18 protein-coding genes and 2 pseudogenes are annotated in these 15,021 nt (G+C 68.7%); 8 read left to right on the top strand and 12 right to left on the bottom strand.

What is annotated here, in order from left to right; all coding sequences use genetic code 11:
• Window positions 1–357 (bottom strand): annotated as a pseudogene (locus STRTUCAR8_RS53750) (hypothetical protein); the annotation flags it as partial.
• A 51-nt stretch (window positions 358–408) separates the two neighbouring features.
• Window positions 409–879: a MarR family winged helix-turn-helix transcriptional regulator gene (locus tag STRTUCAR8_RS39455; protein ID WP_006381959.1), complete on the bottom strand. Its 471-nt coding sequence runs from the start codon at window positions 877–879 to the stop codon at window positions 409–411.
• Between the two features lie 97 nt (window positions 880–976).
• On the opposite strand from STRTUCAR8_RS39455, the gene STRTUCAR8_RS39450 reads away from it, so the two are divergent.
• A complete protein-coding gene (locus STRTUCAR8_RS39450) occupies window positions 977–2,776 on the top strand; it encodes an ABC transporter ATP-binding protein (RefSeq protein WP_006381960.1) in 1,800 nt (599 codons plus the stop codon).
• Between the two features lie 65 nt (window positions 2,777–2,841).
• Complete coding sequence (mltG, locus tag STRTUCAR8_RS39445) at window positions 2,842–3,738, top strand: endolytic transglycosylase MltG (protein WP_006381961.1); 897 nt, start codon at window positions 2,842–2,844, stop codon at window positions 3,736–3,738.
• A 29-nt stretch (window positions 3,739–3,767) separates the two neighbouring features.
• On the opposite strand, the gene STRTUCAR8_RS39440 is transcribed toward mltG, so the two are convergent.
• From STRTUCAR8_RS39440 to STRTUCAR8_RS55915, 5 genes are all read right to left on the bottom strand, one after another.
• A complete protein-coding gene (locus STRTUCAR8_RS39440; protein ID WP_006381965.1) occupies window positions 3,768–4,862 on the bottom strand; it encodes an NAD(P)-binding domain-containing protein in 1,095 nt (364 codons plus the stop codon).
• Between the two features lie 67 nt (window positions 4,863–4,929).
• On the bottom strand, window positions 4,930–5,964 hold the full coding sequence (locus STRTUCAR8_RS39435) for an ABC transporter substrate-binding protein (protein ID WP_006381970.1): 1,035 nt from the start codon (window positions 5,962–5,964) through the stop codon (window positions 4,930–4,932).
• A 77-nt stretch (window positions 5,965–6,041) separates the two neighbouring features.
• Window positions 6,042–6,779 (bottom strand): ABC transporter ATP-binding protein, encoded by a 738-nt coding sequence (locus STRTUCAR8_RS39430; RefSeq protein ID WP_006381957.1) that lies wholly within the window; start codon window positions 6,777–6,779, stop codon window positions 6,042–6,044.
• Complete coding sequence (locus STRTUCAR8_RS39425) at window positions 6,752–7,684, bottom strand: ABC transporter permease (protein WP_006381969.1); 933 nt, start codon at window positions 7,682–7,684, stop codon at window positions 6,752–6,754. Before STRTUCAR8_RS39425 ends, STRTUCAR8_RS39430 begins: the two co-directional genes overlap by 28 nt.
• 136 nt (window positions 7,685–7,820) lie before the next feature.
• Window positions 7,821–7,889 (bottom strand): putative leader peptide, encoded by a 69-nt coding sequence (locus STRTUCAR8_RS55915; protein ID WP_351286961.1) that lies wholly within the window; start codon window positions 7,887–7,889, stop codon window positions 7,821–7,823.
• Window positions 7,890–8,037: 148 nt separating this feature from the next.
• Here STRTUCAR8_RS55915 and STRTUCAR8_RS39420 point away from each other — a divergent pair, with 148 nt between their 5' ends.
• Both STRTUCAR8_RS39420 and STRTUCAR8_RS52995 read left to right on the top strand, forming a co-directional pair.
• Window positions 8,038–8,460 (top strand): YjbQ family protein, encoded by a 423-nt coding sequence (locus tag STRTUCAR8_RS39420; RefSeq protein ID WP_006381974.1) that lies wholly within the window; start codon window positions 8,038–8,040, stop codon window positions 8,458–8,460.
• Window positions 8,461–9,249: 789 nt separating this feature from the next.
• On the top strand, window positions 9,250–9,585 hold the full coding sequence (locus STRTUCAR8_RS52995; protein ID WP_107117877.1) for a transposase: 336 nt from the start codon (window positions 9,250–9,252) through the stop codon (window positions 9,583–9,585).
• A gap of 159 nt (window positions 9,586–9,744) precedes the next feature.
• On the opposite strand, the gene STRTUCAR8_RS39415 is transcribed toward STRTUCAR8_RS52995, so the two are convergent.
• Window positions 9,745–10,344, bottom strand: a complete 600-nt coding sequence (locus tag STRTUCAR8_RS39415; protein ID WP_006381958.1) for a TetR/AcrR family transcriptional regulator — start codon at window positions 10,342–10,344, stop codon at window positions 9,745–9,747.
• Window positions 10,345–10,442: 98 nt separating this feature from the next.
• Between STRTUCAR8_RS39415 and STRTUCAR8_RS39410 the strand changes: the two genes are divergently transcribed.
• Both STRTUCAR8_RS39410 and STRTUCAR8_RS52990 read left to right on the top strand, forming a co-directional pair.
• Window positions 10,443–11,375 (top strand): oxidoreductase, encoded by a 933-nt coding sequence (locus tag STRTUCAR8_RS39410; protein ID WP_044473672.1) that lies wholly within the window; start codon window positions 10,443–10,445, stop codon window positions 11,373–11,375.
• Window positions 11,376–11,517: 142 nt separating this feature from the next.
• Window positions 11,518–11,682 (top strand): hypothetical protein, encoded by a 165-nt coding sequence (locus STRTUCAR8_RS52990; protein ID WP_006381973.1) that lies wholly within the window; start codon window positions 11,518–11,520, stop codon window positions 11,680–11,682.
• Window positions 11,683–11,846: 164 nt separating this feature from the next.
• Here the strand turns inward: STRTUCAR8_RS52990 and STRTUCAR8_RS39405 are convergent, their stop codons facing one another.
• The 3 genes from STRTUCAR8_RS39405 to STRTUCAR8_RS39395 form a co-directional block, all read right to left on the bottom strand.
• Window positions 11,847–12,218 (bottom strand): hypothetical protein, encoded by a 372-nt coding sequence (locus STRTUCAR8_RS39405; RefSeq protein WP_078507127.1) that lies wholly within the window; start codon window positions 12,216–12,218, stop codon window positions 11,847–11,849.
• 27 nt (window positions 12,219–12,245) lie between these two features.
• A protein-coding gene (locus STRTUCAR8_RS39400; protein ID WP_241784718.1) for an IS5 family transposase occupies window positions 12,246–13,116 on the bottom strand; the annotation gives its coding sequence in 2 pieces (ribosomal slippage) (window positions 12,246–12,668 and window positions 12,670–13,116; 870 coding nt in all).
• A gap of 209 nt (window positions 13,117–13,325) precedes the next feature.
• Window positions 13,326–13,919: an AAA family ATPase gene (locus tag STRTUCAR8_RS39395; RefSeq protein ID WP_006381966.1), complete on the bottom strand. Its 594-nt coding sequence runs from the start codon at window positions 13,917–13,919 to the stop codon at window positions 13,326–13,328.
• A gap of 108 nt (window positions 13,920–14,027) precedes the next feature.
• Here STRTUCAR8_RS39395 and STRTUCAR8_RS39390 point away from each other — a divergent pair, with 108 nt between their 5' ends.
• Window positions 14,028–14,219, top strand: a complete 192-nt coding sequence (locus tag STRTUCAR8_RS39390) for a hypothetical protein (protein WP_143666624.1) — start codon at window positions 14,028–14,030, stop codon at window positions 14,217–14,219.
• A 16-nt stretch (window positions 14,220–14,235) separates the two neighbouring features.
• Here STRTUCAR8_RS39390 and STRTUCAR8_RS49050 read toward each other — a convergent pair whose 3' ends face one another.
• Window positions 14,236–14,604, bottom strand: a complete 369-nt coding sequence (locus STRTUCAR8_RS49050; RefSeq protein ID WP_063748547.1) for a DUF805 domain-containing protein — start codon at window positions 14,602–14,604, stop codon at window positions 14,236–14,238.
• Between the two features lie 65 nt (window positions 14,605–14,669).
• Between STRTUCAR8_RS49050 and STRTUCAR8_RS39385 the strand changes: the two are divergent.
• A pseudogene (locus STRTUCAR8_RS39385) lies at window positions 14,670–15,021 on the top strand (rhomboid family intramembrane serine protease); the annotation flags it as partial.

The following is a 15,021-nucleotide window of genomic DNA, read 5'->3' as shown; positions in this document are numbered from 1 at the left end:
AGCGCATGACCCGCTCGGGCGAGCAGTCGGCGAGAGCGGCGAACTCCTTGGCGGAGACCTTCGGCGTCTCACCGGCGGCTGACCGCCGGGCCGTACGCTCCGCGCCACCTTCAGCCCGAAGGCCCAGCCTCCCGTCCGTGCGTAGGCCCCGAACTCCTGCGCGTCGCGCGCCACGAGGGGGGACACGTCGGCGGGGTCGACGGAGGCCTCGTCGGTGGCGCCGTCGGCGTCGCCGGGTTCCGCGGACGGCTCGGACCACTCGGACCCGGCGAACTCCTCGGCCACGGAAGGCATCTCGGGTGTCTCGGAAGGTTCGGGCGACTCGGACGTTTCGGACGGGGCGATCGCTACGGTCACAGGTGACTCTCCCGGGCAGGGTGGACGGACTGAGAAGGTGCCCGTTTCCATTCAGCAGCGGCGCTCGGGCGGCGCGCCGACCCCGTCCATCAGCGTGTCCAGCAGTCCGCCCAGCACCGTCCGCTGTTCGTCTGTCAGCGGCGCCAGAATCTCCTCCGCCGCCGCCCTGCGCGCTCCGCGCAACTCGCTCAGCGCCTTGTGTCCGTCGTCCGTGAGTTCGATCCGGATGACCCGGCGGTTGTCGAGATCGGGTACCCGGCGCACCTTGCCGCTCGCCTCCAGCGCGTCGACCAGCGTCGTCACCGCCCGGGGCACGACCTCCAGGCGCTCCGCCAGATCGGCCATCCGGGGCGGGGAGCCATGGTGCTGGAGGTGGTGCGAGAGGGTGCGCAGCAGCCGGGACTGGGCCGGGGTGATGCCGACTCCGCGCTGTTCCAGCTGCTGCTTGTGGCTGCGGTGCAGACGGCGGGTCAGACTCAGCAACTGGTCGGCGAGCGGACCGTCGGCGTCGGGGGAACTCATACGGGAACAATATCAGGATGCAGTTCATTGTGAGTATAGGTAACAATGAGCTAAGCTCCGCCAGTCGTCGTCATCACCGGTTCTCCCGAAGGAGCCCATGAAACCCGAACAATCCACCTGGACCCCCTCCGCCGACTCGGTGGAGCAGCCGCGCCAGGTCCGCCGCATCCTGAAACTCTTCCGCCCCTACCGCGGCCGGCTCGCCGTGGTCGGCCTGTTGGTGGCCGCAGCGTCACTCGTGTCCGTCGCGACCCCCTTCCTCCTGAAGGAGACCCTCGACGTCGCGATCCCCGAAGGCCGCACCGGACTGCTCAGTCTGCTCGCCCTCGGCATGATCCTCAGCGCCGTCCTCGGCGGTGTCCTCGGTGTGCTGCAGACGCTGATCTCCACGACCGTGGGCCAGCGCGTCATGCACGACCTGCGCACAGCCGTCTACGGCCGTCTGCAGAACATGTCGCTCGCCTTCTTCACCCGCACCCGCACGGGCGAGGTGCAGTCCCGCATCGCCAACGACATCGGCGGTATGCAGGCCACCGTCACCTCCACCGCGACCTCCCTGGTCTCCAACTTCACCAGCGTCGTCGCCACCATCGTCGCGATGATCGCCCTCGACTGGCGACTGACCGCCGTCTCGCTGCTCCTGCTGCCGGTGTTCGTCTGGATCAGCCGCCGCGTCGGCAACGAACGCAAGCGGATCACCACCCAGCGCCAGAAGCAGATGGCCGCGATGGCCGCCACGGTCACCGAGTCGCTGTCCGTCAGCGGCATCCTGCTCGGCCGCACGATGGGCCGCTCCGACTCGCTCACCCGTTCCTTCGCCGACGAGTCCGAGGGCCTGGTCGACCTCGAAGTGCGCTCCAGCATGGCCGGCCGCTGGCGGATGGCCGTCATCGGCATCGTCATGTCCGCCATGCCCGCCGTCATCTACTGGACCGCGGGTCTCGCCCTCCAGTTCGGCGGCCCGTCCGTCTCGATCGGCACGCTCGTCGCCTTCGTCTCGCTCCAGCAGGGACTGTTCCGGCCCGCCGTCAGTCTGCTCAGCACCGGCGTCCAGCTCCAGGCCTCGCTGGCGCTCTTCCAGCGCATCTTCGAGTACCTCGACCTGCCCATCGACATCACCGAACCGGAGAATCCGGTCCACCTCGACACGGTCAAGGGCGAAGTCCGGCTGGAGGACGTCGAGTTCCGCTACGACGACAAGAGCCGACCGATCCTCGACGGCGTCGACATCACCGTCCCGGCCGGCGGCAGCCTGGCGATCGTCGGCCCGACCGGCGCCGGCAAGTCCACGCTGGGCCACCTCGTGCCCCGGCTGTACGACGTGACGGGCGGCCGGGTCACCCTCGACGGCGTCGACGTCCGCGACCTCGACTTCGACACGCTCGCCCGCGCGGTGGGCGTCGTCTCCCAGGAGACGTACCTCTTCCACGCCACGGTCGCCGACAACCTGCGCTTCGCCAAACCGGACGCCACCGACGAGGAACTGCACGCGGCGGCGCGGGCGGCCCAGATCCACGACCACATCTCGTCCCTGCCCGACGGGTACGACACGGTCGTCGGCGAGCGCGGCCACCGTTTCTCCGGCGGCGAGAAACAGCGCCTCGCCATCGCCCGTACGATCCTGCGCGACCCGCCCGTCCTCATCCTGGACGAGGCGACGAGTGCCCTGGACACCCGCACCGAACGCGCGGTCCAGGAGGCCATCGACGCCCTGTCGGCCAACCGCACCACGCTCACCATCGCCCACCGGCTGTCCACCATCCGGGGCGCCGACCAGATCGTGGTCCTGGACTCCGGGCACGCGGTCGAACGGGGTACGCACGAGGAGCTGCTGCGGCGCGACGGGCGGTACGCGGCGCTCGTGCGCCGGGATGCCCGGCTGGAGCCGACCGGGTGACATGAGCAGTCGGACAAGGTGAAGATATGCCTGGTTTGTAACCTTTTGCGGGTTACCGTGCCCGCATGCAGATGAACACTCCGTCACGGAGCACGATTCGCCTGACGCGCCGTGGCCGGGCCCTTCTCATCGCGACCGGAGCCGTCGTCGCGGCCACCGCCGTGGCGGTGCCGCTGCTGAGCGTCGACAGCGAAGGGGACCCCCGGCCGACCTCCCTCCTCATCCCGGAGGGCTGGCGCTCCATGCAGGTGTACGAGGCGGTCGACAAGGCTCTCGCCCTGCCGGCCGGAAGCGCGAAGAAGTCGCTCGGCAAGGCCCGGCTGAAACTCCCGACCGACGCCGAGGGCAACCCCGAGGGCTATCTCTTCCCGGCGACCTATCCGCTGAAGGAGAAGGCCACCCCGGAATCCCTGCTGTCGGCCATGGTCGACACCGCCAACCAGAGGTTCGGCGGTCCGCCCGTCACCGCCGGCGCGCAGCGCAACGCCATGAACGTCTACCAGGCCGTCACCATCGCGAGCATCGTCCAGGCCGAGGCCGCCACCAAGCAGGACATGGGGAAGGTGGCCAGGGTCGTCTTCAACCGGCTCGAACGCGGGATGCCGCTCCAGATGGACTCCACGATCAACTACGCGCTGAACAGGTCCACGCTCAGGACGACGGTGAACGACACCCGGCTGAACAGCCCGTACAACTCCTATCAGCGCATGGGTCTGCCTCCCACACCGATCGCCAACCCCGGCGAGGAGGCGATGCGCGCCGCCATCAACCCGGCTCCGGGCGACTGGCTGTACTTCGTCACCGTCAAGCCCGGTGACACCCGCTTCACGGCCGACTACACCGAACACCAGCGCAACGTGGCCGAGTTCAACCAGAACCAGAAGAACCAGAAGAACCAGAACGGCCAGAAGGACCAGCAGAGCCCGGCGCAGGGGCAACAGAGCGGACAGCCCGCCAAGTGATCCGGCGGGCCATGTAGCCGTACGGGACGTCAGACAGCGGCGGGCTCCTGGTCGAGCATCCGCCTGATGTCCCGTACGGCCGCCCGGCCCGCCCGGTTGGCGCCGATCGTGCTCGCCGAGGGGCCGTAGCCGACGAGATGGACGCGTGGATCGGCGACCGCGCGCGTCCCCTCGACACGGATACCGCCGCCGGGCTCACGCAGCCTGAGCGGCGCCAGATGGTCGATCGCGGCCCGGAATCCGGTCGCCCAGAGGATCACGTCAGCATCGACGCGCTCTCCGTCGGCCCACTCGACCCCGTCCGGGGTGATCCGGTCGAACATGGGCCGCCGGTCGAGGACGCCGTCGGTGAGTGCCTGCCGGATCGCGTCGTTCAGGGGCAGTCCGGTGACCGACACGACGCTCCTCGGCGGCAACCCCTGGCGTACCCGCTCCTCGACGAGGGCGACGGCCTCCCGTCCGAACTCCTCGGTGAAGGGCCCTTCGCGGAAGACCGGCGGACGCCGGGTCACCCACGTGGTCGCGGCGGCGTACGGAGCGATCTCCATCAGATGCTGGGTACCGGACGCGCCACCGCCCACGACGACCACCCGCTGCCCCGCGAACTCCTCGGGCCCGGGGTACTGCGCGGTGTGCAGCTGCCGTCCCCGGAACGTCTCCTGGCCCGGATAGCGTGGCCAGAACGGCCGGTCCCAGGTGCCGGTGGCATTGATCAGCGCCCGCGCGGACCAGTCGCCGTCCGAGGTCTCGACGAGCAGCCGCCCGTCGCCGCCCCCGCGCACCGCCCGTACCTCCACCGGCCGGCGTACCCGCAGACCGAACCTGCGTTCGTACGTGTCGAAGTACTCGCCGATAACCTGCGCGGACGGCCGCGCCGGATCGGCGTCCGTCAGTTCCATGCCGGGCAGCGCGTGCATCCCGTGCACCTTGCCGTAGGTGAGCGAGGGCCAGCGGAACTGCCAGGCGCCACCGGGACGCGGGGCATGATCGAGCACCACGAAGTCACGCTCCGGCACGAAACCGGTGCGCTGCAGGTGATAGGCGCTGGACAGACCGGCCTGGCCGGCGCCTATGACGACGACATCGACTTCTCGTACGCCGTCACGAATCCCGGTGTTGTTCACGCTTCTACCAACCGGGGGAGGGGCGAGGATCTTCCCGACCCCGGTCGGACGGATGATCGTCGCGCGGTCAGGACTCCTTGCTGGGCCGAGGCGCGGTGGTGGACGGAGGCAGGTCGTCGTTGAAGCGCCGGTCCACGTACTTCGCGAAGTCGACCTTGTTCGGAATGAGCTTGAGGCCCGTGAACGTGTCGGCGATGCGCTGCTCGGAGGCGACGAGCGCGTCGTCGATCGCCACCGGGATACGGGTCGCGTTGGACCGGTTCACCGACGCGAGCGCCACGTCGTACGGCAGCCCGGTGTCCTTCGCCCACACCTTGGCCCACGCGTCGGGGTGCGCGTACACCCAGTCCTGGGCACGCCGCAGCCGCTCCACGAAGTCCTTGATGGCAGCCGCCTTCTTGCTGTCCCCCAGCGCGGAGGGCGCCGCCACCTGGAAGTTGAGCCCGTTGACCACCCCCTCGCCGTCGGCCAGGACACGTCCCTGCCCGCCCTTGAGGATCTGCGAGGTGTACGGGTCCCACACCGCCCACGCGTCGACGCTGCCGCTGGTGTACGCGGCCAGCGCGTCGGCCGGCTGGAGGTACTTGACCTTGATGTCGTCCAGGGTGAGTCCGGCCTGCTTGAGGGAGGCGATCAGCTGGTAGTGCGCGGACGAACCCTGCGCCACGGCAACGGACTTGCCCTTGAGGTCGGTGGCTTTTCTCAGCTTCGAGTTCTCGGGAACGAGGATGGCCTCACCCTGGGAGCCGCCCCGCAGGGCGCCCACCACGGTGATGTGGGAACCGGCTCCGGCCGCGAAGACCGGCGGGGTGTTGCCGACGCTGCCGATGTCGACGGCCTTGGCGTTGACGGCCTCGAGGAGGGGCGGTCCCGAGGTGAAGGTGGACCACTTGATCCTGTAGTTCAGGTTCTTGAGTTCCCCGGCGGCCCGCAGCACGGCCTCCGAACCGCCCTTCTGGTCACCGACGTTGAGCGTGAGGGACCCCTTGCCGTCCGTACCGCTGCCGGCACCGATGGAGGAGGCGGCCGAACTCCCGCCGCAGGCCGAGGCGAGAAGAGCGAGGGGGAGGAGCAGCGCGGCGGGGACGAGGTGTCGTCGCATGGTTGTTCGTTCCGATCGTTTCTGTGCGGCGGAGGAAGGTGAACAGGGGGAGGGGGAGGGGGAGGGGGCGCGAGGATTCAGGCGGCTGCGGTCGCGGTGTCGACGCCCAGGCGTTCCAGGAGCCGGGCGCGCAGTTCGGCGAATCGCGGGTCGGTGATGTCGCGCGGACGGTCCAGATCGACCGTCGTCTCGTACGCGATCACGCCCTCGTCCATCACGAGGACGCGGTCGGCGAGCAGCACCGCCTCCTCGACGTCGTGCGTCACCAACAGGACGGCGCAGCCCCTGCGTTGCCAGAGTTCGCCGACCAGCCGCTGTGCCTTGATACGGGTGAGCGCGTCCAACGCGCCGAACGGCTCGTCGAGCAGCAGGAGATCGGGCTCGCGGACCAATGCCCGTGCCAGCGAAGCGCGTTGGGCCTCGCCCCCGGACAGCGTCTTGGGCCACGCTTCGGAACGGTGGCTGAGCCCTACCTCGGTGAGCGCCTGCTCGGCGACCTCACGGCCGGGCTTGCCGGGCAGCCCGAGCAGGACGTTGCGCCACACTTTCTTCCACGGCATCAGCCGGGGTGCCTGGAAGGCGACGGCCTTGCGGCGCGGTACGAGGACGGTGCCCGAGATGTCGCGGTCGAGACCGGCGAGGATGCGCAGCAGTGTGGACTTGCCGCAGCCGCTCCGGCCGAGCAGGGCCACGAACTCACCCGGCCGGACGTCGAGTCGCAGGTTGTCGATGACGGCGCGGCCGTCGAAGGACCGGGTCAGTCCGTCGACGCGGACGGCCGGCGAGGTCATCGTCCGGTGAACGTGGGTCGCCATTGCAGCAGCAGCCTTTCGAGGGAGCGGACGACGAAGTCGGCCAGCAGGCCGAGGAACGCGTAGACGATGAGGCAGACCACGATCACGTCGGTCCGCAGGAAGTCCCGCGCCTGCACCATGAGGAAGCCGATGCCGGCGTCCGCGTTTATCTGCTCGGCGAAGACGAGGGCCAGCCAGGCGATGCCGAGCGAGTAGCGCAGCCCGGTCATCGCCCCGGGCAGCGCGCCCGGCAGGACGACCTGCCGGACCAGTCCCCACCGGGACAGTCCGAGCGACTCCCCGGCCTCGATCAACTGGGCGTCCACGCCGCGGATCCCGGCGTAGACGTTGAGATAGAGCGGGAAGGTCACACCGAGTGTGATGATCGCGATCTTCGGGGCCTCGCCGATGCCGAACCAGATGATGAAGAGCGGGATCAGACCGACGAACGGCACGGTCCGCAGCATCTGGACAGGCGCGTCGACCAGATCCTCGCCGACCCGGAACAGGCCCGAGACGAGGGCGAGTCCGGTGCCGATGACCGTGCCGAGGAGCAGCCCGAGGGCGACCCGCTGGAGTGACGTGCCCATCGCGTTGCCCAGGGAACCGTCGGCGATCAGATCCCTGCCGACCTCGGCGATCCGCTCCGGCGAGGCGAGGACGTCGGCGGTCAACGCACCGGTACTGCTGAGGACTTGCCAGAGCGCCAGAAGCAGGAGCGGACCCGAGGTGCGGCGCAGCCAGCGGGGGACGCGGGTACGGCGCGTGGAGCTCGGGACGATGGGTTCGAGGTCGGGGAGGGCGCGCCCGGTGTCGCTGCCGACGCCGCTGTCGGTGTGAGTGAGGGCGGGTTCGGACGTAGCGGAACCGTATTTACCCGATATATCCGGCTTGGGGGAGCCGGGCGGGGCATGGCTGATGCTCATGAGTGCTCCACGTGGAGGAGAGCGACCGGGGAGGAGGTGTGCCTCGGCACCGCCGCGTCCGGAGTGGATCAGAAAGGATCCCGGACGTGCGGGTGGGGCGGTGCCCAGGCGGGCGTGAAGAGAGGGGAAAAGGGCGTCAGCAGCCGCGGCGACACGCGGCGGAGGCCACCCGCAGCAGGTCGATGTGACCGCGCGTGGTGAGCATGGCTGAACGCAACATGCCGCTGAAAGTAGCCAGGTGACGTGACCACGGTCAATGGTGTCTCGCGGAATGGACCACTGGTGTCAAGGAGCGGGAGCAGCGCCGGGAGTCGAGCCGGGCGGCCCCCGGCCGACAGGTGATGATGGGGTGCATGTCCCATGCCTTCACCACACGCGTCCTGAACATCGTCTCCGGCAGCGCGGAGGCGGTCGTCGACCTCACCCACGACTGCGAGGCCTTCCTGAGGGAGGTGGCCGACGGCCGGGACGGTCTCCTCAACGTCTTCGTCCCGCACGCCACCGCCGGAGTCGCGGTCATCGAAACGGGCGCGGGCAGCGACAGCGACCTCCTCGCCGCACTGCACACCCTGCTCCCCGCCGACGACCGCTGGCAGCACCGCCACGGAACCCCCGGCCACGGCCGCGACCACGTCCTCCCGGCCCTCGTACCGCCGCACGCCACGCTGCCGGTGCTGGGCGGGCAACTGGAGCTGGGGACTTGGCAGTCGGTGTGTCTGGTGGACACCAACATCGATAATGGCAACCGTCAGGTTCGGCTGAGCTTCCTCGGCTGACCAGAATCACTCGGGGGGCGTGCCGCCAATTCTCCGTACCATGCGTGCGCGAACGGAGAGAAGCATGCGCGGTACGGACCCAAGTGTGATCGAACGTCCCTATGACGGATGCGGCGAATGTCTGATCGGCGTGCTGCGGCTGTCGCGAGTTTCTGCGCGGATGGGAGCCGTCCATACACGTACGTGACCAGTCGAGTTCGTCGGCCGCGTTCAGCTCCGAGGGTAGAACCCGGTGCAATCGGTCGAAGACTCCTGCCTTCTGCCACCGGGCCGGGCGGCGCCAAGGTCATGGCATGCCGAGGTGCGACGACGCCCGGGTCAGCGCCGCACCTGTCGCAGTACTGCCTGGAGGAACTGCGGGCGGCGGCCGAGGAAGCACGCACGGTCTGCCCATCACCGCCCACGCCCACGGTGTGCAGAGCGTGGCCGATGCCGTCGCCGCCGGCGTCAACTTCCATGTAGCAACGGTGTTTTCTGGGTTGTCCGCGCTGGTCGTAGAGGACGTGGCGGATCGCGGTGACACGGTGGTGGTCACAGCCCGCGCACGTAAAATCGCGGTGCCGTGTCCGGCGTGTGGAACGCAAACGTCGAAGGTGCACGTCCCTCACCGCCGGACGGTGAGGGCCGTGCCGGGCGATGGCTGCCAAGTCGTCGTCTGCCTGTGGGTGCGGCGGCTCGCTGGCCAAATATCCCAGATGGCACGGGAGTTATGCGGCTGCCCGCCCCGTCGGCCTACTGACCGTGCCCGATTCCCGCAGCACCGCCCTGCGCCATCTGTAGCGCCGGCCGGTGCCGAAGTCGTCGGTTCCGCGGGTGATCGGCGTGGACGATTTCGCTCTGCGTGGCCGCCACCACCACGCCACGATCATCACGGACGCCGAGACCGGCAGACGCGTCGCGGTCCTGCCCGACCGCGAGGCTGAAACGTTGGCGTCCTGGCTGCGCGAACACCCTGGCATCGAGATCGAGACTTCGTACGGTCTCCGGCCCGAAGGGCGCGACCTCGGATCCCGACGAGGACCGGGAGCCGGTACGCGTCTGACTCCGCGCGCCTGTCCTACCGCGCTTACCGCGGGCCGGGCGGCAGACCTTGAGCGAGCACCGTGGCGGCGGAGGTGGCGGTGATGACGCGGTCGAACCAGAGGATGAGGCGATGCGGGAGGACCTCCGTTGGAGTCTTGTCGCTGCCGTGCGGCACTCTCTGGGCCGCAGGGCTTCAGATGCCGAGCTGCGACGGGGAATGCAGCTGACCGGGCGCCACCTGCCCGGCCCCCTTGTGCGGTTCTAATCGGGGGCGCACCCGCGCAGGATGTAGGCGACCAGGTCGTTCAAACCGTGTTCGGCAGTCTCCGGGGGAAGCAGTCCGCTTACTGCCATGTCGGCGTAGCCGTGCAGGGTCGTGAGGACCGGCGTGGCGACGCGTTCGAGCGGCCCTTCACGTACCTCGCCCAGGCGTTGCCCCTCGGCGATCAGTCCGAAGATCTCCTGGGACCAACGGTGGATGGCCTCGGACAGCTCTTGTGACGCCTGTGGATCGTGCTTGATCGAGTACATCAGGTCGAGGAGCTCGGCGTTGGCCGTGGCGAAGTCCACGTAGGCGTGGAGCGCGGAGTGCATCCGCCGGGCAAACGACTCGGCGGCCCCTTCCTGGGACGCCGCGAGGATCTCGGTGAGCCGTTCGAATCCGGTCAGTGCCAGAGCGTCCAGCAGTGCTTGCTTGTCCTTGAAGTGGCGGCTCGGGGCGGCGTGGCTGACGCCCAGGTCGCGAGCGAGCTCGCGCAGCGACAGGGCGGCCGGCCCCTTTCCCTGGAGTGTCTCCTCAGCACGCGCGAGCAGCGCGGCACGGAGGTCTCCGTGGTGGTAAGGGCGACGTCGGGTCTGCATGGCGTCATTGTAGCGAAGTCGTAGCCGACGCCTACATTGTGGCCGCTGACATCATTGTTGTCATTGACATCAATGTTGGCAGCGCCTACGTTATGGGCATGGCTACTGCACCCACCAAGTGGAACGTCAACGACATCCCCGACCAGACCGGCCGCACCGCCGTCGTGACCGGCGCGAACAGCGGACTCGGCATCGCCACCGTCGACGCGCTGGCACGCGCCGGAGCACACGTCGTCCTCGCCGTACGCGACCCGAAGCGCGGCAAGGCCGCCGCCGCGACCGTTCGAGGCGCGAAGGGCAGTCTCGAAGTACGACGGCTCGACCTCGCGGACCTCGCTTCGGTACGGGAGTTCGCCGCGGACTGGAAGGGTGATCTCGACCTGCTGATCAACAACGCGGGCGTGATGAACATCCCGGAATCGCGCACGAAGGACGGCTTCGAGACGCAGTTCGGGACCAACCACCTCGGCCACTTCGCCCTGACGAACCTGCTGCTGCCGTACGTCACCGATCGCGTGGTCACCGTGGCGTCCACCGCGCACAAGTGGGGTGGCGCCCGGATCTACTTCGACAACCTCGACCTGCGGGGTGAGTACGCCCCGCTTGCCGCGTACGGCCAGTCCAAGCTGGCCAACCTGCTGTTCACCCTGGAACTCCAGCGCCGCCTCACCGAAGCGGGCTCACCTGTGCGCGCCCTCGCCGCCCATCCCGGCTGGGCCGCCACCAACCTTCAGGGCAACGACGCCAACTTCGCGCGGCGGGCCGTGATGAGGATCGGTAACCGGATGGTCGCCCAGGACAGCGGGTCCGGCGCCCTTCCGACCCTGTACGCCGCCGTCCAGGACCTGCCCGGCGCCTCGTACCTGGGCCCGGACGGCCGGGGCGAGGTTCGTGGCGGCCCGACCCTGGTCGGCAGGTCCCAGCCGGCGAGCGACCCGGCCTCGGCGCGACGTCTGTGGGCGGTCTCCGAGGAATTGACGAACACGGCGTTCCCGTCACTGACCCGCACGAGGACCTCGGCAGGGTCGTAGTACGGCAGCCCAGCTTGGGCCTCTTCCTCAAGAAGACGCCTGGGAGCACGAGGTGTGGCGTCCGGGTGTCGCTCCGGCGCCCCAGCCTGCAAGCCCCACACCTGCAACACGGCATCGCGCTCACACACAAAGGAGCACCGGCATGGCTTTCCCTCTCTACCCCCAATTCGCCGAAGCTCTCGCGCCGATGGCCGCAGCCACGGCAGACACCACGCCTCCGCCCGCCGGGAACGTTGCCACCCGCCGTGCCGTCCCGGAAGGGCTCCTCGCCAACGTCGGTAAGGCCCAGTCGACTCCTCCGGCGTGACGATCACCGACCACCACCTGACCACCGCCGACGGTGAGAAGATCCTGCTGCGCTGGTATACGCGATGTCGTCGAGAGGTTGATCCACACCCGGCAGCGGCAGGCGGGTGATCCGGACACCTGGATCGCGATGGACTCCGGCTACGACGCTGCCTAGGCCGTGTTTTAGAAGGTGCTGGTCTGGTGGGTTGGGCGTCCGGGGAAGTTGCGGGCGGCCAGCCAGACGATGAGGTCGCCTGCGATCCGGTCGATGCTGGTATCGGTGTCGACCTTGTGTTCACGGCGGGTGGTGTCGCGTCGGACGATCTCGTAGCCGCCTTCGTCAGCGACAGCGACGGACACAAACCAGGCTGGGTCGTCCTGGTCGGGCTGGACGACGACGAACGTGTTGTCCTTGTCGTTGAGTTCGCTGATCAATTCGAACAGGGCATCCTCGGACGGGTCGTCGATGTGGTCGCCGTTTTCGCTGTCTGCGCAGTAGTACTTGGCGGCCACTGGACTCTCCCCATGGTGCGCTGTCGGTTCGGGCGCCAGCATGGCACGGCCGGATGGGCCGGCGGCAGGTCACAGCCACTGCTGGACCGCCGCGATCTGAACCGTCGCCTCGAAGCGGACGGCGAGCTTGTCGTATCGGGTGGCCACGGCCCGGTGCTGTTTGAGGCGGCTGATCCCGCACTCGACCGCGTGGCGGGCCTTGTAGTCCTGGCGGTCGAAAGCGGGCGGACGCCCTCCCGTGCCGCCTCGGCGCCTGCGGTTGCGGATCTGGTCGGCCGGCTCGGGGATCGTGCACCTGATCCCGCGTCGGCGCAGGTAGGCGCGGTTGGCTCGCGAGGAATACGCCTTGTCGCCCCGTACCCGCAATGGACGCACCCGCGGGCGTCCGCCGGCGGTGCGGGGCACCCGGATCGCTTCGAGGACCCGCTCGAACTGCGGGCTGTCACCCCGCTGGCCCGCCGTGACCAGCAGCGCCAGCGGCTTCCCCCCCCTGCTCACAGGCCAGATGGATCTTCGTGGAGAATCCGCCGCGCGAGCGGCCCAGCCCGTGATCGTCCGGCTCGGTCCGCGTCCCGCCCGCAGGTTCCTTCTGCCCGGCCGTGTCCCGGCGGGCACCGGCAGCATGCTGATGGGCCCGGCAGACCGTGGAATCGACGTTCACCTCCCACACGATCAGACCCGCAGCATCGGCCCGGGCCTGCAGAGCAGTCAAGATCCCAGCCCACACACCCTCACGCTGCCAACGCCTGAACAGCCCGTAGACCGTCTGCCAGTGCCCGTACTCGACCGGCAGATCCCGCCACGGCACACCGGTCCGCACACGCCACCGCACCCCGTCGATCAACAGACGCCGGTTGCGAACCGGACGCCCCAGTCCCCCGACCGGCAACAACGGCTCCAGCACCGACCACTGCTCATCCGAAAGATCCCCACGCCCCACCCCGAGATCATCGCGGCCCGAAGAGGAACTGCGGGGTCACTTCCAAAACACGGCCTAGGTCGCCCGTCGTGTTGTCGCCGATCCCGACAACTTCACCACCAGTAGTGAGGTTCCACGCCTCAACCGTGCCGGCGAGCTGTCGCGCCTGCAGATGACCTGGCCGTGGCCGGGAGTAACCGTCAAGAGTTGTGGGTCGGTCTGTTCACTCGTTACGAGAGGGGCCTTGGTTCGAGCTGGAAAGCACCTTCGTCGAGGCCGTGCAGGATGCTGCCAGTGGTGGCTTCCGGGGTGAGTCGCGTCGTGTCGAGTACGTGGCGTTCGTATGCCGCGATGTCGGTGAACTGGTGGTGCAGCGCGCGGATTGGTTCAGGGTCGGTCAGCGCCGCCTCGTCTGTGCGGCCGACCGCCCGGTGCAGCGTCGTGTCCTGATCGGGACGTAGGACGATGTAGTGCAGTTCGAGCTCCCTTGTCTCACCTACGGTTCGGAACGCGTCGATGAACCAGGGGCCGACAATGCCGTCGCAGATCACCTGGTAGCCGCCAGCGGCATAACCGAAGGCGGTGTTGGCCAGGATGTCGATGACGGTCGTGTTCTGCTGGTGGGCCTGCGGCAGGTAGGGGGCGATCGCACCTTGCTTGATGAAGTCCCAGAAGTCGTCGCAGTGCAGGTGGACGCTGGGTGACAGTTGGTCGGCCAGCAATCCGGACACGGTGCTTTTGCCCGCACCTGGCGGACCGGTGAGGACGATAACTCTTCCAGTCGGAGAAGCCGAGGTCGCCGCGTCGATGGTGGGCTGGTTCATGCGGCGATCTTGTCACCACGCTCCACCAGCGCGCCGCGTTCGAAGTGTGCTCCGGCGAGGACGAGGACGAGGCGACGAGGTGGGGTGCTGCCGGACAAGGTTCCCGCCGTGACCGGCGTCGTCGGCCGCCCCGGACACCGACCCGACGCGCTCCTGGCCGACAGCAGCTACGACCACGACAGGTACCGGCGCCGCCTGCTCCGGGCCTGCGGCATCCGCCCGGTCATCGCCGAACGAGGCCAACCACACGGCTCCGGCCTGGGCATCTTCGGCTATGTCGTCGACAGCACCATCGCCTGACTGCACGGTCGTCGGCTCAGACGACGGGCTGGGCAGGGGCTTTGGGGGAGGGGCCGTACTGGTTGGCACCCGGAGAGCTGTCCACCGTCATGCTCACGAGGTACAGGATGGGCCCGACGACCGGAATCAGGGCGATGAACATTCTCCACCCGGACTTGCCGGTGTCGTGCAACCGGCGGACCGAGACGCTCAGCATGGGCACGATGAACGGCAGCAGGAAGACGCTGAGCAAGGGAACTTCGACAGCGAAGCTGCCCCCGGCGATCACGGCGGCGGCGCCCGTGTACAGCAAGGAGAACCACCAGTACTCCGCGCGCCGTGCGCGACCGGAGAATGTGGCGAACTTGGAGGTGAGGCACGTGCGTGCCGCATCGGTGAACGACATGCTGGTCACAGCGACAGCGGTCCTTTCGTGGAAGTGTCACGGGGAGACACGGTGGATCGGGTGGCGAGAGTGCGGGGATCTCCGTGTTCACGGCGATGTTCCTGCACGGCGGCTGGCTGCACCTGCTGGGCAACATGCTGTTCCTGCTGATCTTCGGCAACAACATCGAGGACCGCATGGGGCACATCCGCTTCGCGCTCTTCTACGTCGCCTGCGGCTACGCGGCGTCCTACGGGTTCGCCCTCGCGAACTCCGATTCGAGCGACCCCCTGATCGGCGCCTCCGGGGCCATCGCCGGTGTCCTGGGCGCCTACCTGGTGCTGTATCCGAAGGCCCGGGTGTGGGTCCTCGTACCGTTCCTCGTCTTCCTGCCGCTGCGGCTGCCGGCCTGGCTGGTGCTGGGCTTCTGGTTCGCGC

The organism is Streptomyces turgidiscabies Car8 (assembly GCF_000331005.1).
In the GTDB taxonomy this organism is placed as follows: domain Bacteria; phylum Actinomycetota; class Actinomycetes; order Streptomycetales; family Streptomycetaceae; genus Streptomyces; species Streptomyces turgidiscabies.
Note: the sequence above shows the minus strand (reverse complement) of the source record. Positions and strands in the feature narration are given on the sequence as shown.

Excerpts from the sequence above, each read along its gene's own strand:
- STRTUCAR8_RS52990 (WP_006381973.1), top strand. The coding sequence starts at position 11,518 with ATGGCTTTCCCTCTCTACCCCCAATTCGCCGAAGCTCTCGCGCCGATG.
- STRTUCAR8_RS39405 (WP_078507127.1), bottom strand. The coding sequence starts at position 12,218 with ATGCTGGCGCCCGAACCGACAGCGCACCATGGGGAGAGTCCAGTGGCC.
- STRTUCAR8_RS39420 (WP_006381974.1), top strand. The coding sequence starts at position 8,038 with ATGTCCCATGCCTTCACCACACGCGTCCTGAACATCGTCTCCGGCAGC.
- STRTUCAR8_RS39435 (WP_006381970.1), bottom strand. The coding sequence starts at position 5,964 with ATGCGACGACACCTCGTCCCCGCCGCGCTGCTCCTCCCCCTCGCTCTT.
- STRTUCAR8_RS39430 (WP_006381957.1), bottom strand. The coding sequence starts at position 6,779 with ATGGCGACCCACGTTCACCGGACGATGACCTCGCCGGCCGTCCGCGTC.
- STRTUCAR8_RS39410 (WP_044473672.1), top strand. The coding sequence starts at position 10,443 with ATGGCTACTGCACCCACCAAGTGGAACGTCAACGACATCCCCGACCAG.
- STRTUCAR8_RS49050 (WP_063748547.1), bottom strand. The coding sequence starts at position 14,604 with ATGTCGTTCACCGATGCGGCACGCACGTGCCTCACCTCCAAGTTCGCC.
- STRTUCAR8_RS39395 (WP_006381966.1), bottom strand. The coding sequence starts at position 13,919 with ATGAACCAGCCCACCATCGACGCGGCGACCTCGGCTTCTCCGACTGGA.
- STRTUCAR8_RS39455 (WP_006381959.1), bottom strand. The coding sequence starts at position 879 with ATGAGTTCCCCCGACGCCGACGGTCCGCTCGCCGACCAGTTGCTGAGT.
- STRTUCAR8_RS39425 (WP_006381969.1), bottom strand. The coding sequence starts at position 7,684 with ATGAGCATCAGCCATGCCCCGCCCGGCTCCCCCAAGCCGGATATATCG.
- STRTUCAR8_RS39450 (WP_006381960.1), top strand. The coding sequence starts at position 977 with ATGAAACCCGAACAATCCACCTGGACCCCCTCCGCCGACTCGGTGGAG.
- STRTUCAR8_RS39415 (WP_006381958.1), bottom strand. The coding sequence starts at position 10,344 with ATGCAGACCCGACGTCGCCCTTACCACCACGGAGACCTCCGTGCCGCG.
- mltG (WP_006381961.1), top strand. The coding sequence starts at position 2,842 with ATGCAGATGAACACTCCGTCACGGAGCACGATTCGCCTGACGCGCCGT.